This window comes from Paenibacillus peoriae, from assembly GCF_022531965.1.
GTDB lineage: Bacteria > Bacillota > Bacilli > Paenibacillales > Paenibacillaceae > Paenibacillus > Paenibacillus polymyxa_D.
In genome coordinates this window covers 1358517-1382772 of record NZ_CP092831.1, presented here as the reverse complement: position 1 = coordinate 1382772, position 24256 = coordinate 1358517, and the positions used below count along the sequence as shown (strand labels likewise).

General features: G+C 47.2%; 19 protein-coding genes. 1 reads left to right on the top strand and 18 read right to left on the bottom strand.

Annotated features, from left to right (window positions below; genetic code table 11):
- Window positions 1–3 precede the first annotated feature (3 nt).
- From MLD56_RS06190 to thpR, 15 genes are all read right to left on the bottom strand, one after another.
- A complete protein-coding gene (locus MLD56_RS06190) occupies window positions 4–1383 on the bottom strand; it encodes a lipopolysaccharide biosynthesis protein (RefSeq protein WP_029516196.1) in 1380 nt (459 codons plus the stop codon).
- 5 nt (window positions 1384–1388) lie between these two features.
- Window positions 1389–2831 (bottom strand): O-antigen ligase family protein, encoded by a 1443-nt coding sequence (locus MLD56_RS06185; RefSeq protein ID WP_029516195.1) that lies wholly within the window; start codon window positions 2829–2831, stop codon window positions 1389–1391.
- A gap of 5 nt (window positions 2832–2836) precedes the next feature.
- Window positions 2837–3607, bottom strand: coding sequence for a WecB/TagA/CpsF family glycosyltransferase (locus MLD56_RS06180; protein WP_013309155.1), 771 nt, complete (start codon window positions 3605–3607; stop codon window positions 2837–2839).
- Between the two features lie 4 nt (window positions 3608–3611).
- Entirely contained in the window at window positions 3612–4949 is a 1338-nt protein-coding gene (locus MLD56_RS06175; RefSeq protein WP_039269528.1) for an O-antigen ligase family protein, read from the bottom strand.
- 10 nt (window positions 4950–4959) lie between these two features.
- Window positions 4960–5895 carry a glycosyltransferase gene (locus MLD56_RS06170; protein WP_029516193.1) on the bottom strand — a complete coding sequence of 312 codons (936 nt, stop codon included), beginning with the start codon at window positions 5893–5895 and terminating at the stop codon, window positions 4960–4962.
- Window positions 5895–6593 carry a sugar transferase gene (locus MLD56_RS06165; protein WP_029516192.1) on the bottom strand — a complete coding sequence of 233 codons (699 nt, stop codon included), beginning with the start codon at window positions 6591–6593 and terminating at the stop codon, window positions 5895–5897. The genes MLD56_RS06170 and MLD56_RS06165 overlap by 1 nt, the downstream gene beginning before the upstream one ends.
- A gap of 16 nt (window positions 6594–6609) precedes the next feature.
- On the bottom strand, window positions 6610–7503 hold the full coding sequence (gene galU, locus MLD56_RS06160; protein ID WP_013309151.1) for a UTP--glucose-1-phosphate uridylyltransferase GalU: 894 nt from the start codon (window positions 7501–7503) through the stop codon (window positions 6610–6612).
- Window positions 7504–7542: 39 nt separating this feature from the next.
- Window positions 7543–8181, bottom strand: coding sequence for a CpsD/CapB family tyrosine-protein kinase (locus tag MLD56_RS06155; RefSeq protein ID WP_029516191.1), 639 nt, complete (start codon window positions 8179–8181; stop codon window positions 7543–7545).
- Window positions 8165–8908, bottom strand: coding sequence for a YveK family protein (locus MLD56_RS06150; RefSeq protein ID WP_029516190.1), 744 nt, complete (start codon window positions 8906–8908; stop codon window positions 8165–8167). Before MLD56_RS06150 ends, MLD56_RS06155 begins: the two co-directional genes overlap by 17 nt.
- Window positions 8909–9189: 281 nt before the next feature.
- Window positions 9190–9828: a response regulator gene (locus MLD56_RS06145; protein ID WP_029516189.1), complete on the bottom strand. Its 639-nt coding sequence runs from the start codon at window positions 9826–9828 to the stop codon at window positions 9190–9192.
- A gap of 116 nt (window positions 9829–9944) precedes the next feature.
- Window positions 9945–11582: a sensor histidine kinase gene (locus MLD56_RS06140; protein ID WP_029516188.1), complete on the bottom strand. Its 1638-nt coding sequence runs from the start codon at window positions 11580–11582 to the stop codon at window positions 9945–9947.
- A 315-nt stretch (window positions 11583–11897) separates the two neighbouring features.
- The gene (gltB, locus tag MLD56_RS06135) at window positions 11898–16496 is read right to left on the bottom strand and encodes a glutamate synthase large subunit (protein ID WP_029516187.1); all 4599 of its coding nucleotides are present in this window, start codon (window positions 16494–16496) and stop codon (window positions 11898–11900) included.
- Window positions 16497–16959: 463 nt separating this feature from the next.
- Window positions 16960–17643, bottom strand: a complete 684-nt coding sequence (locus tag MLD56_RS06130) for a metal-dependent hydrolase (RefSeq protein WP_029516186.1) — start codon at window positions 17641–17643, stop codon at window positions 16960–16962.
- A 155-nt stretch (window positions 17644–17798) separates the two neighbouring features.
- Complete coding sequence (locus MLD56_RS06125; RefSeq protein ID WP_029516185.1) at window positions 17799–18611, bottom strand: cell wall hydrolase; 813 nt, start codon at window positions 18609–18611, stop codon at window positions 17799–17801.
- A 101-nt stretch (window positions 18612–18712) separates the two neighbouring features.
- Complete coding sequence (gene thpR / locus MLD56_RS06120) at window positions 18713–19288, bottom strand: RNA 2',3'-cyclic phosphodiesterase (RefSeq protein WP_029516184.1); 576 nt, start codon at window positions 19286–19288, stop codon at window positions 18713–18715.
- Window positions 19289–19513: 225 nt separating this feature from the next.
- On the opposite strand from thpR, the gene MLD56_RS06115 reads away from it, so the two are divergent.
- Window positions 19514–20470 carry a D-2-hydroxyacid dehydrogenase gene (locus MLD56_RS06115; RefSeq protein ID WP_029516183.1) on the top strand — a complete coding sequence of 319 codons (957 nt, stop codon included), beginning with the start codon at window positions 19514–19516 and terminating at the stop codon, window positions 20468–20470.
- A 4-nt stretch (window positions 20471–20474) separates the two neighbouring features.
- On the opposite strand, the gene MLD56_RS06110 is transcribed toward MLD56_RS06115, so the two are convergent.
- The 3 genes from MLD56_RS06110 to MLD56_RS06100 form a co-directional block, all read right to left on the bottom strand.
- On the bottom strand, window positions 20475–21461 hold the full coding sequence (locus tag MLD56_RS06110) for a methyltransferase domain-containing protein (protein ID WP_029516182.1): 987 nt from the start codon (window positions 21459–21461) through the stop codon (window positions 20475–20477).
- A gap of 24 nt (window positions 21462–21485) precedes the next feature.
- Entirely contained in the window at window positions 21486–22427 is a 942-nt protein-coding gene (locus MLD56_RS06105; RefSeq protein WP_029516181.1) for an MsnO8 family LLM class oxidoreductase, read from the bottom strand.
- 69 nt (window positions 22428–22496) lie between these two features.
- Window positions 22497–23912 carry a deoxyguanosinetriphosphate triphosphohydrolase family protein gene (locus MLD56_RS06100; protein WP_029516180.1) on the bottom strand — a complete coding sequence of 472 codons (1416 nt, stop codon included), beginning with the start codon at window positions 23910–23912 and terminating at the stop codon, window positions 22497–22499.
- Window positions 23913–24256: the final 344 nt, after the last annotated feature.

The window sequence follows — 24256 nt, the reverse complement described above, 5'->3', positions numbered from 1 at the left end:
TATCTAACCGTTAACTGGCTTTTTCCGGATGTAGTGTGACATCGTTGATCGGAGCCATTGAAAATCTTGTTTGGAAATAAGCAGTCTTGGAATCTTCATTTTTAGAACGAATTTAACATTACATAAAATGAAAATGAACCGTAGAATCCCCGAAGACAGCATTGCTATCCCTGCACCCGTCAATCCATATCTCGGCACGAGTATGGACAGCAATGGAATGACGAGCGCCAATCCGACACCCTGTAGAATGGTAACCAGTTTGGGCTTACCCAACGCCATAAATTGTTGTGCCAGCACCATGGTCCCTCCACTGATAGCAACCTCAAGCACAAGGAACCGGAATACCGTAAGCGCTTGTTTAAACTCTTGACCATATAACAATGTAAATACGAACGGAGCAATCAGCATCAGCATCATCGCAGCCAGAAAGGTTGCTGTTGATGTCACTCGAAATGCCCGAAATGTTATGTCCACCGCCTCTTCCTTATTCAGACCAGAGGCTTTGGGAAACAGCACGACAATGATCGAGGTAGAAAATACATTCACCATCCTGGCCAAGCTGACCGCTACTGCATATAAACCGAGATCAGCGGGTCTGAGCAGACCCGCAATCAAAATCTGATCAATATAAGTGGAAACCTGCCCCATGAGATCATTTCCGTATGAACCCATACCGTAGGTAAAGAGATTTTTAAATTGCGTCCAGCTGTTCTTTACCTTGGGTTTGTACAGCCGAATCATTCGTATCGTGACACCGATATAAATCGGCAAGCCTGGTAGTAAATAAGCCAATGCCGAGGTGTACGGATTCATATTTCCGGTTAGGATCAGAATCGCCAGACCCAGCAACGTACTTAGCGGTACCAGATACCGGAATAAATTGTACTGCTTATATTCCGAGCGAACTTGAAGCAATGCATTATTGATCTGTGAAATCGCTATGAGCGGACACATCATCATGGAACACTGCGCGAAAAGGATGACCGATGAAGAAAAAGAGCGCAGCCAATAAGGAATTAGAAATACTCCGACGAGTGTCGCCAAGCCCCCGAACATGGTAGCCAGCAACAAGGCCAAACCATATAGCTTGCCCGTTTCCTCCGGTTTCCTTTTCGCATTGTAAATCAATGCAGAAGGGACACCGAAGCTCATGCAGAAGGCGAGAAATTGAGACCAGTTCACCATCGCTGTCTGTTCCCCGCGTCCAGTAGGACCCAGGAATCGTGCCGTTAGCACACCAGTCAGCATGTTCACGACGAGAATCAGCATACTGAATATCATCGTTTTTACTGCTGCAGAGCTGTTATCCTTGCTTTTGGCAAACCGAATCACTGTGGACCATAGTGTCCGGACAGGTGCGGATAATGCTTGTAAGTTTTGCACAGCCTTTACCTTCTTTCCGCGATGACATCTTTTGCCCATAGTCCTATTCCGATCATCATCCAGATCAGATAGCCGCGCATACCCGGGAAACCATTATCCGATATGAGACTGGCTACAGCTCCAGCCCACGTAGCCAACGCCAGTCTGATATAAGGCTGACTGGAATCTCGTTCGGCAATACGGACGAGAAGGCGCTTGATGATAACGAACAGACCACCGAAGAAAAAGAAGGCTCCGAAAATACCGAAGGTGAGGAAAATGGCAATATACCCATTATCCATAATCCCAAGTTCACCGAGATCGCCGCCGTTATCAAGCTTGGTTCCGATTCCTACACTCCCGATCCCCTGCCCGACTGGATTGCTAGTAATCGCCGGAAGCATCGTATGCAGTAAATCCAAACGCTCGTTGTACGAATGATCCTGTTGAATATCCGTCAGCGTCTGCATACGAGCCACCAAACCCTCTGCCCCTGGAAGTTTTGGAACAATAATGTAGAGAAGAAGACCGACGACAGCTAGTTGAACCAAGGTCTTCCACTTCCCCTTGGAAGATGAACTGAGAATATAAGCCAGCAACATGACGAATGCAATTAGCCAGGCTGAACGTACCAGCGTGATTAAGAGACAAACGACCGTCAGCAGAATTCCGATCCATCCCAAAGTGCCACGCCACCGTTTTTCCATTAGCATGGGTACAAGTGCCATCGCCAGGAAAATAGCGCACGGACCGGGCGAGTTCATGGAAGAAAACACTCTGATTTGAAGCGGTTCTGGAACACCAATGGAATTCATTTCTACATGATTCATCCAAAACGCATCCCAAGGAGGAACTGTCAAATACTGAATAATGCCGTAAATCGCCACAAGAACAGCAATGTTGGCATATGAATACAGCAGTCGGTCCAGTTCCTTCGCTTTCATAGGCTTAATCGCAAAATATGGCAATAGGATCAAAGGAACCACATAATTGGCTAAATCATAAGCAAAAACAATACCATTTTTGAATACCCCGACGACACTTCCGTAGGCCAATTCTATGCCGAAAAATACAGCAATTCGGGTTAATGGCTTTTCTGCCAGATGAATACCCCGCAGCACAGGAATAATCAACATGCTGCTTACCAGCAGCGGTGCCACACTCAACAAGGAAACCGAGTGGTAGGTTCCCTCCAACCAATCCGCAATACGGCGGATTTCCGGGCCTACTGCCCACACTACCAGCGTGTAAGGAATCAGTAGCCGGGATTGCAAGATCGCCAGCAGGAAGGCCGGAAAAACGAGCGCCAGCAATATGGCTCCCTGCTGGCTCATGGTGGGATTCATCTTGGCGCTGGCAAATCCGATGGCGAGTGGCAGCATACAAGCCAGCAACCCCATGCCGATCATGCCGATTCCACGCCGATTTCCTAGCCAAACGGAAATCTGCTGATCTGCCAACCGACTCATGTTTCTCACCCCTGACCTCCCTTCATCCGCTTCCGCTTGAACATCTCCTTAAACAGCAGAACGAGAAATTGGGAATCCTCAATCAAATATCTTTTCCACAATCGTTTAGGCTCCTGAGACAATCTCCAGAACCATTCAAATCCCGTCTTCTGCATCAGCTCCGGTGCTCTTTTCACATTTCCCGACAGGAAATCAAAGGTCGCTCCCACCCCAATCGAAATCGGAGCGCGGTAAGTCTCATAATATCTGTAAATCCATTTTTCCTGTTTAGGTGCGCCTACACCAACAAAAACGATGTCCGGGCGAGCCTCTTGCAGCAATTGGACAATGTGTCTGTTCTCCTCTTCGTTTTTCTCAAATCCATAAGAAGGAGAGTAACAGCCCACCACGTTCATGTTCGGATAAGATTCCTGGAGATTGAGCATAGCCTTCTCAGGAATACCGTCAGCTGCACCCAGAAAAAATAAACGATAGCCTCGATCCTCAAAAGCCTCCCCCAACCGAGTGAACAAATCTGACCCGGACACTTTTTGTTTGAGGGGCTTTTTCAGTAACTTGGACGCCCATATGATAGGCATCCCATCGGCCACTACAGCTCCGGCATCTGAATACACCTTGCGGAATTCATCATCCTTGCGAAGCTTGATCACATGATCGACATTACAGGTCAAAATGTAGGAATGACGCTGATGTTCAATAGAAGTATCTATAAATTCGAGTAGATCATTAAAATCGTAATTATCAAAGTTGACATCGAACATGTTCACTCTGCTCATCGTATCACTTCTCTTTGCGAAAATCGGTTTGAGTAGATGTCTGGTATAACGCGTTTAAATACCAGCAAAATGGAATAATCATCTGAACCGTCGACAACGTATTATCTGAAAACGAGTAGATCAGAAAGCCTGCAATTAAGCTTGCAAAATAAGGTTTGATAGACTTGGCAAGCGACCGGTAAATGAGAGCGAACACGATCAGCAATGAAAGCATTAATAGCCCGCAACCGATATATCCCGTGTCAAAATAAAAGCGAATATACTCATTATGCGGTACAACGAAACCATTGAATAACGTCCCGTCGTTCGCAACCGTTACCGCGCCAAGACCTCTACCTGACCAAGGGTAATCATGTACTCTGTTCAAAAAATATTCCCATGCCTCCGAGCGTCCCGACAGGTCAATGCCTGTATCGGTCTCCCGTTCGAAGGAGCGTTTTTTTAAATTGTTCCATTGCAGGGCCACCGCCCCCAGAGCAACCAAAAACGATCCGGCCAGCGGTAGCAAATAATTGACTTTCCCCTTGAGGTACTGACGGGCAATATCAAACAGATACACAGCAAACATTAATAACAATGCCAGAATCGGTCCACGTGTACCGGTGGCGATCAGAATCAAAAAGTTCAGTGCCAACACTGTGTAATAAAAAGCGGCTTGCTTGGGTTTGCGCTTGACCTCAATTAGAGAGACGGCAATTCCGAGAAAGGAGAGCATTGCCAGATGCGGCGGTATATTCGCTCCTTGTACTCTGACTGCGCCCGTAAATTCCACATCCGTAAACGAATGCAGCCCTAGAACCTGCAAACCCAGCCCAATGACCACACTAATAATTGGCAACAGACTGATCAGTCGGATATGCTTTTCTGCCACATCCTTTTTCCACTGGATCAGTAAAAAAAAGAAAGGGAGTGATAAACCGACGAACGCCTTGACGGCAATCGAGGTCGTTAACAAAGGCATCCATGCTGAAAATCCAAATGTGATCCCCAGCATGATCACCAATGCCCAGACCGGATAGCTGAACTTGAGACGTATGCCATACACGAGCATGCACGGCACCAGCAGAGCCAAAATGCCCAATTTGTACAATGACAAAATCTCAATACCGAACACGCCGCCCTGATACAGAGAATCGACTGAGACTGCTGTACTTAGCAAAACAGCATAGCTGATGCGCTCCGGATGATGGATAGAAACAGCCAGCAAGAGCAGTAAACATACCGCCGCAATACTGACCACCGGCTGATAGGTAGCCGCAATTCCTACAGCAAGAGCGCCCAGTAGAAAAATAAAAACATGCTGTATGGTGTTTATTCTAGTAGTCCAAGGATAGTTACTCATGTTCCATCTTTCACCCCGCAGCTGACTCGCTTTTCCGGTTGCGCAGTGTATCCAGCGTCCCACGGATACTTTCAAGCCTGCACCGGTTCAACAGCTTCCTGCCCTCACTACGCGCCAGCAGGGAATCCAAAGTGATGTATAACACTTTGGCTGCCGTCTTCGCCATCAGCATCGCGTTGCCGCGCAGACCTACGGCCTGAGCAGCGTTAGACATGCCCTGACAATAGTAGCGGTTCATGATCCATTCTTTTGTTAACCGTGAAGCCGGCACAAAATGTTCCACAGACATGTGTGGATGATACATAATCGTTCCACCATTTTTACGGATTTGCTCGAATACCCACGATTCTTCACCAGATAGAAGGATATCTCCCTTTCTGCCTAGATGAAGCGGGAACATAACAGCGGCAAAAGCCGTTTTACGCATCGCCATATTCGCTCCAAATGGATTCAGTCCCGACGGATATTCACGAATGGCTTTGCCCAGATCAATAATCGTGTAAGGCAGTTCAAGCGGGCCTGTCAGCCAACCCGGTCGTTCCGTCTCAAACATAGGGTCAATTTTCCCACCCATAGCCGTCAGCTCAGGATTGTTCCCGAATGCTGACATAATCGTTTGCAACCATGTAACACACGGAATTGCATCATCATCGAGAAAAGCAATGACTTCCGCTCTTGATAACGTAATGCCTGCATTACGAGCAGCAGACAGTCCTTGTTCGCGCTCATAATGATATCGGAGATGGATATTCTGACCATGGGCGACGGTGAACCTTTTGATCGTCGCTGCTGTATGATCAGTGGATCGGTTATCGACCACAATGATCTCAGCCAGTGCAAGGTCTTCCAGCTCCAGCAGGGACATTAACGTTTTCTCCAGCAGGTCCGCCCGGTTATAGGTGCAAATAACGACGGACACTGCGGGACATCGCTTGAATGCATCCATCAGTAAGCATCCTTGGAGAACAGCATTTTAACGCCTGTTTTCATGATGATTTTCAAATCGAGCCACGTATTGCGAACATGAATATACTTCAAATCCATTTGCACCATTTCTTCGAAGCCTACACTGTTACGTGCGCTCACCTGCCAGTAACCCGTACATCCCGGTGTTACAATCAGGCGTTGCTTATCATAATCGGAATATTGCTCGACCTCGCTGGGCAACGGCGGACGCGGACCGACTAAAGTCATGTCGCCGACCAACACGTTCCACAGCTGCGGAATCTCATCAATACTCGTCTTGCGCAGAAAACTACCAATTTTCGTGATCCGAGGATCGTTTTTAATTTTGAACATGGCGCCGCTCACTTCATTCAGCTCCATCAAGTCCTTTTTCAATTCCTCAGCATTGGACACCATTGAACGGAATTTATACATATCGAATAACTTCTCATTCTTGCCCACCCGAGTTTGCTTGAAAAACACGCTTCCCTTTGGGTCTTCGAGCTTAATCAATACGCCTACCACTACAAAAAGCGGAAGCAAGACGATCAAGCCTACGAACGACAGCAGCATATCAAGGAGGCGTTTTGTGACCAGGTAGGACGTTTTATCCTGAACTTGTGTATTTCCGTATGGCATGTAAAACGCTTTACCTGACATGACAGCCTCGCCGTCCTCCGGTAAATTTTCCATGCTCATGCTGACGTACCCCCTCTCAACCTGCCGTGGTTGCTTTCTCGGTCTTTTTCAACCATTCATTCATAGCCTCCATAACCGGATACTTCAAATCATCGCTGGCAAGTGCAAATTCAAGTGTGGTTAAAATATATCCAAGACGCTCACCTACGTCATAGCGTGTGCCTTCAAAATCATAGGCGTACACACGCTCACTCTGATTCAGCTTTTGGATCGCATCCGTCAACTGAATTTCGCCGCCAGCTCCTTTTTCCTGAAGATCAAGATATTTGAAAATTTTCGGTGAGAACACGTAGCGACCCATAATAGCCAAATCGGATGGCGCTGTGCCTGGAGCTGGTTTTTCTATAAAATTATTCACTCGGTACAAGCGTCCGTCCTGCTGATCCGGTTCAATGATGCCGTACCGGTTCGTAAATTCCTGCGGTACCCGCTGCACACCGATAACCGAATTTTGTGTTTCCTCATACTGATCCATCAGCTGGCGTAGGCAAGGCTTCTGACCTGTTACGATATCATCGCCCAGCAGCACACCAAACGGCTCGTCCCCGATAAAGCGTCTTGCGCACCATACCGCATGTCCAAGACCTTTGGGTTCTTTTTGGCGAATGTAGTGAATTTCCACTCCCGAAGAACGCTGTACTTCCTCCAGAAGCTTCAGCTTACCGTCCTCGAGCAGTTTTGACTCCAGCTCAAATGCGTTGTCAAAGTGATCCTCAATGGCACGTTTGCCTTTACCCGTAACGATAATAATGTCCTCAATACCAGAAGCAATCGCTTCTTCCACGATATATTGAATCGTAGGCTTGTTGATAATTGGAAGCATTTCCTTAGGCATCGCTTTGGTGGCAGGGAGGAAGCGCGTACCTAACCCTGCTGCTGGAATAATGGCCTTTTTCACTCTTTTCGTCATCGCACTCATTCTCCTTGCTTCATCGAATTTTGGTGTTGCTTACTTCACCTGATTCATCACAATTCCAACCAGCGTCGCACTGGCCTGCTCCATGAGTTGCTTTGTTTTGCGCAGATCTTCCCGTTTGGTACGACCATGTTTAGCAACGAGAATCACACCATCTGTCAAGCCTGCAATCAGGCGGGCATCCGTATAATTCAGCGCCGGAGCTGAATCGAGTAAGATGATGTCATATTCACGTTTGAGCTCTTCCAGCAGCTCAGCCATACGTTCGCTACCGAGCAGATCCGCTGCGTTGTACAGGGTGTCTCCACCGGGAACAACCGATAGCTCCAGGCCACCATGCCTAACGATAGACTTGGAAGAAGCCCCACCGCGCAAATAAGCCGATAGACCTCCGGTATTCTCCATTCCGAATATCTCGTGCAGCGCTGGCTTATGCAGATTGCAATCCACCAGAGCCACCTTCTTGCCTTCTTGTGCAAAAGAAACTCCGATGTTGGCGAGCAGTGTTGTTTTACCCGCTCCGCTTTCCGGCGAGGTCAACAATAGAACCGTCCCACGGTCCTTTTGTCCAATCACCTGTTGCCGAATGTATGTACGGAGGGATCGAAATGATTCCGAGATATACGATGATGGATTACTTTCTGTAATCAACATGTCATTCAATCGCAGCATATTTACGCTCCCCTACCCGTTCTTTGGAATTTCCAGCTGCTCCATCGATGTCCTTCTTGCGAATGACTGGAATCGATGCAATTACCGGAATACCGATGTCTGCGTCTGCCTCTTTTTCCGAGCGCAGCGTGCCGTTAATGCTTTCCAGGAACACAATCGTGCCCAATGCAATCATCAGCGATACGAGAAAACTAATCGCAATATTCATGAGCGGGTTCCCATTAATCGGGTCAGGATTGGCCTGAGGATCCGCTTCATTTAAAATTTTTACATTATTCAATTCCATCAATCCCGGAACCGTCTGTACGAATTTCTGGGTAACCGCGTTTACAACCGCTGCGGCCTGTGGATAGCTCCCTGCCTCAAACGTCAAACCGATAACCTGACTTTTATCCGAGGATTTAATCTGCAGCTTTTCTGCCAACTTCTGCTGTGTCAAACCGAACTCGGGATGAGTCGCTACAACAGCGTCCATAATTTTAGGTGAAGTGAGAATTTGCTTGTAGCTTTCCACCAAATTAAGACTTGTGTTGACGTCGTTCAGATTGTTGCTCCCCTGCTTGGCGGAAATATGATTAACCAGCAGTTGGCTTGAAGCGGAGTAGACTGGCTTCACGACATTGTCGCTCACAAAGTATGTTGTTACACATGAGAGAATGACAAAAATCGCAATCAGCCACAATCTTCTTTTAATCAGGACTAGATAATCCAAAATGGTTTTCTCCACAAAAATCCTCCCTCCTATACAATTTCTCTTCATATTTAAGTATGACTTTATTGTAACAATTGGCTCTGTGAACGACATGGAACCGAATGGCACTTTCTCCCTCACTACAGGGGGAGGGAAATGTATACTTTCGGATACGGCATGGTATACTTTTGTACCATACATTGTTGATTATGGAAAAAGAAATCGAAAAAAGCCTCAAAATCACAAAAATTGGTGATTTTGAGGCTTTTCATTCCACTCGCATATGAAAGTGCAATGCAACTTATAGAGTCAGCGCATCATACCATGTTTGTTGGCTCGTACTTCGCCAGACCAATGGCATTGGCATACAACGCTGCCTGCGTGCGATCCGCCAGCCGCAGCTTGGCCAGGATCTGACTGACATGCTTTTTGACTGTAAACTCACTGATAAATAATCGGGATGCAATTTCACGATTGCAAGCTCCTTGTCCCAACTCGACCAGCACTTCCTTTTCCTTTGGCGTCAGGTCGTCCGTCAGATTGCCCGCATCTTCACGCAGCTTGTTTTCGAGAATAGCCGGATCATAATATTTGCGTCCTTTGTTGACAAGATGAATCGCGTAAATTAGTTCCTCAGGCAACGCTTCCTTAAGCACATAACCGTCCACGGAAGCTTCCTCTGCTTTCAGAAAATCTTCACGTGTTGCGGAAGAGGTCAGCAAAATAAATTTACTTCTGAAACCACGTCCGCGCGCTATCTTGATAATATCCAGCCCTGATTCATCAGCTAGTTTCAAATCCAGCAGCACCAGATCCGGATCCGTTTCCTCAATCACCACAAGTGCTTCCTGTTGATTCTGGGCCTCTCCCGCAAACTGAACATTGGGCTGCATGGATATAACCGCAGCGAGTCCTTTCCGTACTAAAGGATGATCATCGACAATGACAATTTTCATGATTCGGCCTCCTGTCTACAGTTCAGGATTTGCATAATCCCTATGTATCCGATTGTTACCGCAGATTTTGTATTGCAGAATGTTCACACATTTTATTCGAGAATTTTGCAAAATCCTCATTCATAAGCATTTACCGGAATGGACAATCGGATCTGTGTTCCTTCTCCGATTCGACTTGAAATATCAAATTCGCCTCCCATCGATTGAGCTAAATATTCCATATTCATCATGCCCAGGCCCCCGCCTGCACTGACCGCCTCACCTCCTGCTACCATTCTCGCCGTCTCAAACCCTACTCCGTCGTCATGAATAGACAGTCTAATCACTTGGGGCGTCAATTTTAACTTCACATCAATTCGCTTGGCCAATCCATGACGGATTGCGTTCCCCGCCGCTTCGGAAATGATGCGGAACAAAGCCTTTTGGTACAAATACGGAAGTGAATAATGATCACCATGAATGTCAAAATCAATTTGTACATGATTCAGCTTGGATAGTGTATGCAGATGACTTTTCACCGTCCCTAACCAAGTTGAGCCTCCACTTTTTTTCGAGCTTAGACTATGAATCGCCCCTTTCAGCTCTCTAACCGCTTGGTTGGCAGATTGCTGAATTAGATCAATTTGCTCCTCCACCTGCTCCTTTGGCTGATGACACCAGGTTTGCCGGAGAGAATGCGTTGCGTACACAATACCAAAAAGGCTCTGAGAAACATTGTCATGCATTTCATTTGCAATCCGGTTCTGCTCATTCGTCACAATCAATTGATTCTCAATACGCTCCAGCTCATAGCGCTCCAAAAACACAGCACTCAGCTCAGCCAAGAATATCAGTTGTTGCACGAGCCAGCGTCTTCCTGTCAGACTTTGATCCGGTCCCAGCTTGAGGCCAATCGTCGCTACAAAGCGGGTCGTCATCGGTACGGTGATCATGAGAAAGTCGCCCCATTCTGGCAGATGTCTGAAAAATGGTTCGCGTTCTTCCCTGAACTCCTCCCGGTAATTCTCCAGTTCCTCGAATAGCTGCTCCTCCTCCTCCACCGTCCAGCCTGTCTGGCTGCTTGCCGGTGCATCCTCCTCCTGACTATCCAGCCAGAAAAATGCACGGCTCTGCTTGGTAAGCTTGACAGTGTAATCCGAGATGACCTGACCCAGATTTAATGCCTCATTATGGCTGGTCGTCTCCATGATGTGGTAAATCGACTTGATATGATCCATCGTCTCATTGGCTTGTTCTTTAGCCACCTTCAGTTCGTCCTTCATGACGCCGATAACCTGCATTGCCATCGTGGTTACGATCAATACCAGAAACAAATTAATGTTCTGCAATATAAGATCCCACAAAAAATATTGACCTGGTGTAAAAAAGATATAACAAAATGTAAGCACCAAACCGATATAAGAAAGTAGGAGCGTCCAGCTGTACCTCATAGATAGATGAGCACAAGCTACCAGCATGGGAGTAATCACATACCATTTAAACGGGCTATTTATCCCTCCGGTCGGGAATAACAACAAAATGATCCCTGCTGTTTCTAGTGCAATGCTACATTTCAATACCATATCATGAAGTCTGTATTTACGGTAAATCCAAGTAAATGCTGTAACGGATAAAAATAGAAAACCAATCAGTAACAGCTTCTGCCACACGATTAATCTAGATGATTCGAACAGAAAAACAAGTGACGTTAAAGATAGTGATACATAACGGTATAGAAAAATCATTTTGTCTTCTGCTGACTTCCTCAACTTCATCCTGTCACCCTATTCTGTGTTTTGAAGGGACGATGGGCATATTAGGTTTGTGTACTCTAAAAAATCATAACCAATCCAAAAATAAATAACAAGACATAAACTCTTACGTAAACGGTTACATTCCAAAAAATTTGGTACTTTTTATAACATATTTACCGTTTCAGGAAAACATTTTGGGGGTAATGTCAGAATTTATGACGTTTGTCAAGGAAATAAATCACATTTTAACGACCTAAAAAAGACTTGCTGGTACCACTGTGATTATCACAGCGGTATTCAGCGAGTCCTTTTTAAGTGAACCTGGTAGTCTACATTTTAGCCCCCGGCACGTGCTAATTCACGCATATTGGCTTCAAATGCTGCCAATAGAGCTTCATCTCCGCTCAAACCAGTTGCCTCTTCTTTTTGGATCTGTTCAACCATACGCTTGTAATCCTTTGGAATCACTCGTACAAACTGCTGAATCGCAGTCTGCCAATCATCCAAAATACGTTGTCCCGCTTCACTACCCGTGTAAGTGACATGGCGTTGAATCAAGCCACGCAACTCCGCTGCTTCTGTAGGTTCTTCCACACCTTCCAGCAACACCATTTCCAGATTACAACGGCTCAGGAACGTCCCCTCAGGGTCATAGACATATGCAATACCTCCGGACATTCCAGCTCCAAAATTCCGTCCGGTTCCACCCAATACAGCTACACGTCCGCCTGTCATATATTCGCAACCATGATCTCCAACGCCCTCAACAACAATACGTGCGCCGGAGTTCCGAACGGCAAAGCGCTCGCCTGCGATTCCGCTAATGTAAGCTTCACCGCTGGTCGCTCCATACAAGGCTGTATTTCCGATAATAATGTTCTCTTCTGCCTTAAAGGTCGCTTTGTGAGACTTTTTCACAATAACCTTACCGCCAGATAGCCCTTTACCGACATAGTCATTGCTATCGCCTTCCACGCTCAACGTGATGCCTTTCGGAATAAATGCTCCGAAGCTCTGACCTGCCGATCCAATAAAGTTAAAGCGAATCGTATCCTCAGGCAGACCCGCCGCTCCATACTTACGGGTGACCTCGCTGCCCAGAATCGTCCCTACCGCCCGATTCACGTTTGTAATAGGTAAGGTACCCTCAACAGGCGTTCCGTTCTCCAACGCTTTCGCAGCCATCGGTACGAGCTGCTGCATGTCGAGTGTTTCTTCCAGACCGTGATTTTGGCGTTGTACACGGTAACGTACACTACCTTCTTCCAACTCAGGAACATGCAACAGCAAGCTCAGGTCTACGCCCTTCTTCTTCCAGTGCGAATCGGCGTTCACGGTATCCAGGCAATCCGTACGTCCAATCATTTCCTGAATCGTACGGAAGCCCAATTCCGCCATAATTTCACGGACATCTTCTGCAATAAAACGCATAAAATTCACCACATGGGCAGGATCGCCCATATAATTTTTGCGCAGCTCCGGATTCTGCGTAGCCACACCAACCGGACATGTATCCATTTGGCATACCCGCATCATAATACAGCCCAACGCCACGAGCGGCGCTGTAGAGAAGCCGTATTCTTCCGCGCCCAACAGGGCAGCTACTACCAAATCGCGGCCAGACAGCATCTTGCCGTCTGTCTCCAATACTACGCGGTCGCGCAGGTTGTTTAGCATCAGCGTCTGATGCGTCTCCGCCAGACCCAGCTCCCAAGGCATACCCGCATGACGAATGGAGCCTTGCGGAGAAGCGCCTGTACCACCGTCGTAACCGCTGACTAGAATAATGTCAGCACGGCCTTTAGCTACCCCTGTAGCAATCGTACCTACGCCTACCTCTGACACCAGTTTCACGTTAATGTCAGCACGCGGATTGGCGTTTTTGAGATCATAGATGAGCTCTGCCAAATCCTCGATAGAATAAATATCGTGATGCGGCGGCGGTGAAATCAAACCTACTCCTGGCGTAGAGCCACGGACCTCAGCGACCCAAGGGTACACCTTACGTCCTGGCAGTTGTCCACCTTCGCCCGGCTTCGCGCCTTGCGCCATTTTGATCTGAATTTCGTCGGCATTCACCAAGTAATTCGATGTTACACCGAATCGGCCCGATGCTACCTGCTTAATCGAACTGCGACGAGAATCACCATTGGCATCCGGTATGAAACGTGCAGGGTTCTCCCCACCTTCACCCGTATTGCTCTTGCCACCGATCCGATTCATCGCAATCGCCATATCTTCATGCGCTTCCTGACTGATCGAGCCAAAGGACATGGCTCCTGTCTTGAAGCGACGCATAATGGATGCAGCGGATTCCACTTCATCCAGCGGCACAGGCTCACCAGCAGGCTTCAATTGAAGCATGGAGCGAATCGTCAAATACTGTTCAGATTCACCCTGTACCAGCTTGGCGTATTTCTTGTAAAGCTTGTAGTCTCCCGAGCGAACCGACTGCTGGAGCAAATGCACCGTTTGCGGGTTAAACAAATGCTCTTCCCCATCGTTACGCCATTGATATTCGCCGCCCGAATCCAGCACTTTGTCGTTGCCGTCCTTGTCGGTGAAAGCACGATTATGATGAACCAGCGCTTCGATAGTCACTTCCTCCAGACCAATACCGCCAATGCGGGAAGGTGTCCAGGTGAAATAACGGTCAACAAAATCCTGTTTTAAACCTACGGCCTCAAAAATTTGCGCCCCACGGTACGACTGAATCGTGGAAATACCCATTTTGGACAATATTTTAACGACACCCTTCGTTGCCGCTTTAATATAATTTTTAACTGCCTTTTCGTGCGAGATGCCGCGCAGCAAACCCTGCTGAATCATGACATCCAGCGTTTCAAAAGCCAGATACGGATTAACCGCACTCACACCGTAGCCAAGCAGCACCGCATAATGGTGAACATCCCTTGGCTCGCCGGACTCCAGCAAAATACTTACACGTGTGCGGGTACCCTGTTTAATCAAATGGTGATGCAGGCTGGAAACAGCTAGCAACGCCGGAATGGCTGCATTCTCCGCATCCACTCCACGGTCGGACAAAATCAGGATGTTATGACCTTTGTCAATGACACGGTCAGCCGCCTCAAACAATCCTTCCAGCGCCTTGCGTAAGCCCTCAGCACCTTCCTTCGCTTCAAAGAAGATCGGGATCGTCATCGATTTGAAGCCTGGACGGTGCACGTGGCGAATTTTGGCAAACTCCTCATTCGATAGCACCGGCGAATCCAAACGAATCTGGCGACAGCTTTCCGGTTCTGGATGCAGTAAATTGCGCTCTGGTCCAATCGTAGTTGCGGTTGACGTTACAATCTCTTCACGAATGGCGTCAATCGGCGGGTTTGTGACTTGGGCGAACATTTGTTTAAAGTAATTGTACAAACGTTGCGGACGATCAGACAGCACCGCCAATGGTGCGTCGTATCCCATTGAGCCAATCGGTTCTGCACCTGTAAGTGCCATCGGCTCCAGAATTTTGCGCAGTTCTTCAAACGTATATCCAAAAGCGAGCTGAAGCTGATTTACATTTTCATGTTTAGGCTCCGGCTGTTCTAGTGCTTCCGGCAGCTCATCCAAATCAACCAAGTGCTCATCCAGCCATTGCTGATAAGGTTCCTCGGAAGCAATACGTTCCTTTAACTCTTCGTCAGAAACGATACGGCCTTCTTGGGTATCAACCAACAGCATACGACCCGGACGGAGACGATCCTTATAGAGCACATTTTCAGGATCAATATCCAATACACCCGCCTCTGAAGACAGTGCGATCAGATCGTCCTTGGTCACATAGTAACGTGCAGGACGCAGACCGTTGCGGTCGAGAATCGCCCCGATTTGGATACCGTCTGTAAACGCCATTGCAGCAGGTCCGTCCCACGGCTCCATCATAGTGCTGTGATATTCATAAAATGCCCGCTTCTTCGGGTCCATGGTTTCATGCTTGTTCCAAGGCTCCGGCACCATCATCATGGCTACATGAGGAAGGGATCGTCCGCTCAGATACAGAAACTCCAGCGTATTATCAAACATGGCTGTATCCGAGCCATCTGGGTTAATGACGGGTTTTACCTTCTTAATGTCTCCGCCAAACGCTTCGCTTTCAAACTGCGCCTGACGCGCATGCATCCAGTTCACATTGCCGCGCATCGTATTAATTTCACCGTTGTGAATCATAAAACGATAAGGATGCGCACGATCCCAGCTCGGGAACGTATTCGTACTAAAACGGGAATGGACCAGCGCGATCGCTGATGTCACCCGCTCATCCTGCAAATCCAGATAAAATTTACCTACCTGCTCGGTTGTCAGCATTCCTTTGTATACAACCTTGCGACAGGACAAACTTGGAATATAGAACGACTCACCGTTCTCATCCTCTTGGTTATAGCGAATAGCAAGCTCTGCACGTTTGCGAATGACATACAGTTTCCGTTCGAAGTCCAACTCTTCCTTCAAATCGCTACTGCGACCGATGAATACCTGACGCACACCCGGTTTAGCTGCTTTTGCCGATTTACCCAGCATTTCGTCATAAGTTGGAACATCGCGAAAACCCAAACAATTTTGACCTTCGTCCACGATGATATCTCTTAGCTTCTGCTCATGCACCTCACGAACTTTTGGATCATTGGATACAAAAAGCATACCCACGCCATAATGTCCGGCCTTTGGCAATTTGAAGCCCAATCGCTCCGCTTCCTCTTGAAAAAACAGATGAGGGACCTGAATCATAATCCCTGCTCCGTCACCGGAGTTAGGTTCACTTCCCTGACCGCCCCGATGCTCCATATTCACGAGCATGGTCAAAGCCTGACTTACAATATCGTGCGATGGTTTTCCCTTGATGTGGGCAACAAAGCCCATGCCGCAGGCGTCTTTTTCGAATTGGGGATCATATAGTCCCTGTTTGGGTGGTAAACCTGTCTGTCTCATGGAACGCAACCTTTCTGTTATAAAGTCATGCTGGCCTGAAATACAGGCGGCCGAATAGAAGACAGTGGCAACAAGAGGTAACTCAAAGAACAACTACGAGGAATGGGGGACAAAACATGTGACGTATTCAAGGCGGTACGGTCCACCGAATGCGTATGTTTTTCAATAATTATGCAATGGCTTGACTTGAAAAATACGTCGATTCCACTGATGAATCTAATTAGTTCTATCATTTTATCATTGACCTATCATGTTAGCAATTCAAAGTTTTTATGATTGTGATAATAAATCTTTTACATTACAGCTTCAACGTATCAATGCAATTTTATCTCATTTTTATGTATAAATATTCACTTTTAAAAAACAACCCTTCCTATTCCTCTAAGGAACAGAAAAGGCTGACAAAGGAGATACGATAAGTTAATAGACCATCTAGTGTATTCACGCAAATCAGATATCCGTATTAAAATTCGAGACTTTCGCCGGGCTTCAATGCTTTCCCTTCAATACCTTCTTTGTGCAGACGATCACAGAAGCCATCTCCGTCCTGCTCAATACCCGGGAACGTATTGTAATGCACCGGTATTACGCGGCTTGCACGCAGCCATTTTGCTGCCAGCAATGCATCCTCCGGTCCCATCGTATAACCATCTCCGATCGGCAATACCGCAGCATCGATGGAGTTAGTCTCCCCAATGAGACGCATGTCGCCAAACAGACCAGTATCCCCTGCATGGAAAAAGGTTTGGCCTCCCATGGTCAATAAAATCCCCGCAGGCTCTCCCATGTAAATGGTTTGTCCGTCCACCGTCAAAGATGAGCTGTGAAACGCAAGTGTGAATTTCACATGGAAACCGTCAAAGTGGTGACCCCCACCCAGATTCATACCGTGAGCTTTGGCCCCCAAGGATGAACAATATTCGGCCAGTTCCGCGACCGCGATTACTGGACAATCATTGCGCTTGGCAATTTCAACAGCATCACCAAAATGATCGGCATGACCGTGTGTCAACAACACGGCATCCACCTGAATATCCTCGGCCTGTACGGTTGCTTTAGGATTTCCCGTCAAAAAAGGATCAATAATAATCCGTTTCCCCTCTGCCTCTACCAGTACAACTGAATGTCCATAATATGTGATTTTCATTTCATCTACGCCTCCTTTGTCACTTTCATTATTTGGGTTACTTTCCTTTACCTATTATACCTCTTTTGCATTCTGGCTTCACCTGTACCACAAAATCCGTTCACAAAGCTGAACCCTATTGTTTAGAAAGGGCTGTTATTTGTAGAAGGGTGCCTTTATTTATAAAAGGTATGATGACCGATCGTTTTCACCTTGGTACGGGAATGATGAACCGTAAGGTCCTGGGCCAACGTAAGCGACAGGAAAAAACAGGTGTTATCAGGCACGGCTTTATGGCCGTTCAAAGCAGCAGTAACCGCACGAATGCTGTCCTGGTTGGGCTGAACACGACGAAGACGCCCGTTCGCGACCGGACTAAATTGCGCTTTTTGATAAATCACTGCCTGAATCGTATCGGGAAATGGGGCTGACCGCAGCCGGTTTAAGACAACGTTGGCAACTGCCACTTTGCCTTCGTACGGTTCGCCTTCTGCTTCTGCCATCACTATTTTTTGCAGCAGGAGCAGTTCTTTAGCGGAGACAGTATAGCTCCAGGTAGACAACGCCTTGTCATCCTGCGTGAGCATTTTTGTCTTCGTAAAGTAGATGGTTGTAGGAGGGGTTAGGATTGCGGACTTGCTATGCTGGACCTCAGGCTTTTTCTTGCCTGTAGCAACGTTATTCCGAGCTTGTTCCGCCTGCTTCATCTGGGAAGCGGGTAACGGAGTCGGCATGATTTCTTTCCAGCTTGGCTGCCCATGAGCAGCAACAAAGATGGGGCTTGTCCTGTTAGACCCTTTATGGGTCCCCATCCTGTCGCCATATGTAGGAGCTGCAGAGTTCCCTGACCAGCTCAGAGAATGCATGGATGCATTTTTATGATTATTCTGTGTTTGCTGAACCTCAGCGTAGAGGCCTATCCCCAATATACAAACAAGCAGCACACTCAAAAGAGGTGCAAACCAACGATGTTCTTTAATAATTTCCATAATGTTCCTCCCGTTAACTTAAGCACATTCCTCAGATATGTAACCCAAAATGCGCTTTTTGAATAACGCTGAAACACTATATCACTAAATTCGCTGATAGATCAAGGGTTTCGCCTCATTAATGGGAATGTTTGAATTATTTGGTACATTGGTTTTTGACCCAATCGTGTTGCATATAAAACAAATTCTCCCACTTCCCAAGGCCCGCCGCTTCGGTCATTTGGCTGCCACACAGAAGCTGGAACGGGCTGTCCCCCTGTGTACGAACGTGCTACGGTGATATGAGGCCGATAAGGTCTGTCCTCAGGTTTAAAACCAAGGGGTTTGGTAGCACGAAGTATAGACTGATATAGCTGCTCTAGCGACTCTCGCTGTCCAGTCACTCCTTTCCAGAGTACACGTGGAAATTCTTCACGGCCAAAAAAACCTGCTTCTCCAATGCCAAGTGTGAACGGGTGATGCTCAGCTGCCGCTTGAACTAAAACCTGCTCAAGTTTCGGGATAACCGAGGTCTCCACATCACCCAAAAACTGAAGTGTCACGTGGTAATCTCTGAAATCAACCCATTTGCGAAAAGAAAGATCATTCAAATCCTGCTCCACCCAATGATGTAAGTTCTTCTTGTGCTCATTTGGGAGAGCAATAGCTGTAAAAAGTCTTTGCGATTCATCTTTCATCAACCTTTACCTCCTTTGCTATAGATATTTGTGGATATCTCAAAAGCAGCTGTTTGGATTGTCCCTAATCAGGGTAAAGCCATTTGTTGTTATATATAGTGACACCGCGAGCTCGTTTTTATCCTTCTTATGCAATTTTTTCAGCAATCTGTTATTCTTGAAAAGATGGTTCGCCAGAATATATTGGAAACTCCAAGGAATCAAAAATCGAGGAGGCTATGAACTATGGGAAACATTTTAAGCTTACATCAACTGACGGAAGAGCAAAAAAAACAAGTTCGTGCAGCGGCTTCGGGCTACGAGTTGATTATTGGCAAAGCTCAGGAATTAGAATCTAAACAAATCCGGGAAGCCGAGATTATTCTGGGCTGGTCCAAGCATATTGCCGAAGATGCATTACATCCAGACAGCAAGCTGAAGTGGATACAAACCTGGTCGGCTGGGATTGATAAGCTACCGCTTACCGAATTGGAGAAGCGTAACATTTTACTCACGAATACGAGTGGTGTGCATGCCATTCCAATTACAGAGCAGATCTTTGGAATGCTGCTATCGCATACACGTTATTTACAGCAAGCAGCTCTCTTGCAGCGTCAGAAAACATGGCAACCACCGAAAGGCCAACTGACGGAATTACGTGGCAAAACGCTGTTGATTACAGGCGTTGGCGAAATTGGCCGTGAAACAGCGCGGATTGCAGAATCCTTTGGCATGCGGGTAATCGGAGTCCGGCGTTCTGGTAAGGAAGCTCCGCATGTAGAGCATATGTATACTAACGAACAACTACACGATGCATTGGGAGCAGCGGATATCGTGGTAAATATATTGCCATTCACCAAGGAGACCCACCACTTCTTTGACGAAAAAGCATTTGCAGCTATGCGTAAGGGAGCCTTCTTCATTAATGTAGGTCGCGGTGGAACCGTTCATACGGATGCGCTTGTACGCTCTTTGGAGCAAAAGCATATTGCCTTTGCCGGACTGGATGTATTCGAGGAAGAACCACTACCTGCGTCACATCCACTATGGAGTCTGGACCATGTTTTGATCACACCGCATATTGCAGGCGATACGGACCGATACGCCGAACGAGCGGTAGATATTTTTCTTACTAATTTGAATGCCTATGCCGCTGATCAGGAACTGCCGTTGAATTTGGTTAACTATAAAACTCAGTATTAACACACTACTTACAGATCCAGATTTCCCGACTCATACCTGTCTTATGTATGCGACATTGCTCCGTAAGGGTCCAACCTGACTCGGATAACAATGTTTCCATCGGCTCCGTGCTCACGACCACCGCCCGCGCGGCCAAGCGTCTCAGACTGCGCAGCATCTTCTTTTGTTCATCAGCCGGGAGCACGGAGCACAGGTTATAGGGCATATCCAATATGGCCGCATCGTATGTGCCTTCGAGCTTATTCATATCCCCGAGTTTCACTAGATCTTCTTCATATCCAAAATGACGCAAATTCACTCGTGCCCCACGCACCGCCAACGGATTGATATCACAACCGCGAATATCCTTTCCCATACTCAATGCCTCAATCATTACATTGCCCATACCACAACACGGGTCTAGCAGTTTCAATGAGCCTGGTTCTCCCTTTGTTGCTATTAGATCAGTTGCTGCCAAATTCACAAGTGCCCTAGCTACCAGAACGGGTAGTCCAGTAGAATAATTTTGCGGCTTCTGACGACGCTCCTGCCACGATCTGTCGCTATACTGACACCTGCCCAGTAGCCACCGTTGTCCTATCCGAATAACACCAAGGGTGATATCCGGTGTCTTCATTTGCGCCTGCCCATGAATACGCGCGCCAATCCGGCGTTCGATCCCGCGCCGCTCGTCATAGTCGGCCTCATGGTCACCTTCTTTAAGGCACAACACCTTGAAAGTCTTTCCTTCCTCAAGCTGTAACATAGAGGCTGCTTCGCATAGCTCTTCCAGTGTTCCCGCATCTGTCACTACATCCAGCCGAAGATGAATAAACGGGCTGGTCCCCGGTTCCAGCCGTCGATGGGACAACAGGATGGAATCCTGCACGGGCGGCTGACCGAACAAACATTTTAATTCCAAAAGACATAACTCACGCTCTGTTTCATGACACGCATAGGTATACACGTAGCTTGGTTTCATTTCATCGATATTCGTTTTCTGTTTATTCATGTCAGATCTCTTTTCATCTTTTCATTAGGAATCAAGGCTAGAATTTACGGCCTCCGCTATTAGACGGTAGGAGTGAAGCCGCTGCTCATAATCGGGAATCGGTGTGACCAACAGAAACTCATCGTTATCATATTTAATCTGCAAGCCACGTAACCGTTCGGCAATAACCGACGGCGTTCCCACCAGCCAACTGGCTCGCATTGCCGGGTCGCCCAATGAAATCTGAGCAGTCCATTGCTGCGCCAGCTCATCCGTCAAGGCACATACTGCGCCTACAGCAACCATGGTACGTGGCTTGTCTATCCGGTTGGATGGCTGAAAGCTGGAGCGGTAAATGCTGAGCATTTCTTCCGTTTGCTGTTCACTCATAAACTGACCGAATACATAGCCTGTTGAATACTGGGCGGCATATTCGGCACTTTTTCGGTTTGTGCCCAGCATCCACACTGCTGGCGGCTGTTCAGGCATCGGCCGAGCAAACACAGGCACCTGCTCATATTCGTAAGTACCTTCCAGCAAAGCCAATAGAGCTTCCATCGTCTGTGGCAGCTCCGTCACATGTTGAAGAAAATTGCCGCTCAGTGCCATCGAAGCATGAGGTCCCCCACCAGGTGCTCTCCCTAGACCCAATTCAACTCTGCCAGGATATAGAACGGCCAGCAGATGAAACCATTCCGCGACCTTGACTGGACTATAATGCGGGAGCAAAATAGCACCTGCACCCAATTTGATTGTCTTCGTCACCGCCCCGATATGAGATAGCAGCACTTCCGGGCTGGAGGAAGCCAGCCCCTCCATATCATGGTGCTCCGAGGTCCAGTAGCGTGTATATCCCCACGCTTCTGCCTGTCTCGCTAGTTCGCCAGCTCGTTGAACCGCCTGCTCCGGACGGTTACCGGGCAGCAACGGCACCATATCGAGCACACCGAGATTCAACCTTTTTATAGATAAAGACCGAGATGGCATAGACACAATCCTCCCTCCTACTATCAGCTATAAACCAGTTTCTTCTACTATATAGGGGGAATTTAAAGGTTAATCCAGATCATAAATGGAACCCACCTTCAGGCCGTATAACTCATTATAGATTTTTTCAGCAAAAGCATCGGTCATGCCTGCAATATAGTCTATGACCATATGCTCCCATGTCCAGATCGGCTTCGTCTTGGCTTGGTCGCGCTCATAGCGCTGGAGCCAGTCGCTTGGAATAATAGATTTGGATGTTTCCGGGTCCAGAAAAGCCAACCAAAGTCGTTTGAGCATCCACTCACTCCGTTTTTGCAGTCGCTGTACGCGCAGATCGCGGATCATCGTAACCCAAGCAAAGCTTTTCAATACACTCACCGTGCGCAGCATATCCAAATCTTCGTTTCCATCCCGTACAAAGGTCACTTTTTTCCAATTTCCATCATCAATGACACCCAAGCTGCTGACAAACAGACTGACCCAGTATGCCTTCACTTCACGGCGGGTCCGGGAATAATCGTGTTCACACATCGGCATCTTGCCATTCCACACCTTCAAAAATTCACTCAGCACAGCCGCTACCTTCTGCTCAATCTGAGCCAGTTGCCAGCCTTGCCAGAAGCTATCCTCCAACGTGGTGATTTTCTCCGTAATCAGACGAATTAAATACGGATCATACAAGAAGTGCTCGTGTACCTCGATTTTTCCAGCCTTAATCCCATCCTCCAAATCATGCGCAGAATAAGCGATATCGTCGCACAGGTCCATAAGCTGGGCTTCCAGCGTTTTTTTACCATCAGGGATACCCCAATCCTCGCGGATGGAACGTATATATTCCCACTCATGCAGATACAACCCTTTTTTGTTCAGAATCCCTGGGTATGGGTATTTGTTGATCCCCAGTAACACAGCGTCCGACAAATTCAAACCATCCACGTTCTCACGCTTCTCCAAAAACATAATCAGCCGGAAATTGTGCGCGTTCCCTTCAAAATGCTCATAAATTCGTCGCTCACGCGCATAGGCCTCCTGTCCACGCTTGGACTCCGGTGTGAAGCCTCCGACAGAGGATATCTTTTCTACCTTTGTTTCAATCAGTTGATCCAAAATGCCGTCCAGTACTTCTTCTCCCTTGTGTCCGAACGGGGGATGCCCAAAGTCATGTGCGATGGAAGCACATTCTACCACCTCAGGGTCAATGATCAGTCCTGCGTTATCTGCCTGTTCCAGCTCTACTTCGGGATGGCGGCGCAGCAAGCTTCGTGACGCTTCACGCGCAATTTGCGCTACCTCCAAAGAATGCGTCAGTCGTGTGCGATAATAATCGCCCGTGCCTGCACCAAATACCTGTGATTTACCCTGCAACCGACGGAAAGTCGGTGAATGAATCAAACGGGAGTAATCCCGTTCATATGCGGCCCGTGAAGCGTCGCTTCGTGTCTGTTCCGCAAATTGCCGATGCTCTCTCTTGTCCTGCCATGTCATAAATCCCACTCCCTACGTACTCAATTGGAGTGATTATACATTTTTTTCGCGCTTCATGAAAGCTCACATGACTTTCAGTTATATATGTAAGCATCAAACTATCCCACCTAGCGCATTATCGCCTATCAAGCCAAGCCAGTGGTCAGACGATGAGTAATAAAAAAAACAAGTCCAAAAAAACTTAATATAGGGTAAATAGTATAATAAAATAAAACTAGACTTTATATTTAATGGTTTTGAGTTTGATTATTTTCTACAGCGTTACTTCATAAACGCGCCCGATTGTTGAAGATTATTTATTAACTAAGACCTGTTGAATTGTCCCCTAATGCTATCATTTTAAT

Coding starts and splice junctions, on each gene's coding strand:
- MLD56_RS06185 (WP_029516195.1), bottom strand. CDS start 2,831: ATGAGTCGGTTGGCAGATCAGCAGATTTCCGTTTGGCTAGGAAATCGG.
- MLD56_RS06110 (WP_029516182.1), bottom strand. CDS start 21,461: ATGAATAAACAGAAAACGAATATCGATGAAATGAAACCAAGCTACGTG.
- thpR (WP_029516184.1), bottom strand. CDS start 19,288: ATGAAAGATGAATCGCAAAGACTTTTTACAGCTATTGCTCTCCCAAAT.
- MLD56_RS06165 (WP_029516192.1), bottom strand. CDS start 6,593: ATGAGCATGGAAAATTTACCGGAGGACGGCGAGGCTGTCATGTCAGGT.
- MLD56_RS06170 (WP_029516193.1), bottom strand. CDS start 5,895: ATGGATGCATTCAAGCGATGTCCCGCAGTGTCCGTCGTTATTTGCACC.
- MLD56_RS06125 (WP_029516185.1), bottom strand. CDS start 18,611: ATGGAAATTATTAAAGAACATCGTTGGTTTGCACCTCTTTTGAGTGTG.
- MLD56_RS06155 (WP_029516191.1), bottom strand. CDS start 8,181: ATGCTGCGATTGAATGACATGTTGATTACAGAAAGTAATCCATCATCG.
- MLD56_RS06180 (WP_013309155.1), bottom strand. CDS start 3,607: ATGAGCAGAGTGAACATGTTCGATGTCAACTTTGATAATTACGATTTT.
- MLD56_RS06140 (WP_029516188.1), bottom strand. CDS start 11,582: ATGAAGTTGAGGAAGTCAGCAGAAGACAAAATGATTTTTCTATACCGT.
- MLD56_RS06145 (WP_029516189.1), bottom strand. CDS start 9,828: ATGAAAATTGTCATTGTCGATGATCATCCTTTAGTACGGAAAGGACTC.
- MLD56_RS06130 (WP_029516186.1), bottom strand. CDS start 17,643: ATGAAAATCACATATTATGGACATTCAGTTGTACTGGTAGAGGCAGAG.
- MLD56_RS06105 (WP_029516181.1), bottom strand. CDS start 22,427: ATGCCATCTCGGTCTTTATCTATAAAAAGGTTGAATCTCGGTGTGCTC.
- gltB (WP_029516187.1), bottom strand. CDS start 16,496: ATGAGACAGACAGGTTTACCACCCAAACAGGGACTATATGATCCCCAA.
- galU (WP_013309151.1), bottom strand. CDS start 7,503: ATGACGAAAAGAGTGAAAAAGGCCATTATTCCAGCAGCAGGGTTAGGT.
- MLD56_RS06175 (WP_039269528.1), bottom strand. CDS start 4,949: ATGAGTAACTATCCTTGGACTACTAGAATAAACACCATACAGCATGTT.
- MLD56_RS06115 (WP_029516183.1), top strand. CDS start 19,514: ATGGGAAACATTTTAAGCTTACATCAACTGACGGAAGAGCAAAAAAAA.
- MLD56_RS06100 (WP_029516180.1), bottom strand. CDS start 23,912: ATGACATGGCAGGACAAGAGAGAGCATCGGCAATTTGCGGAACAGACA.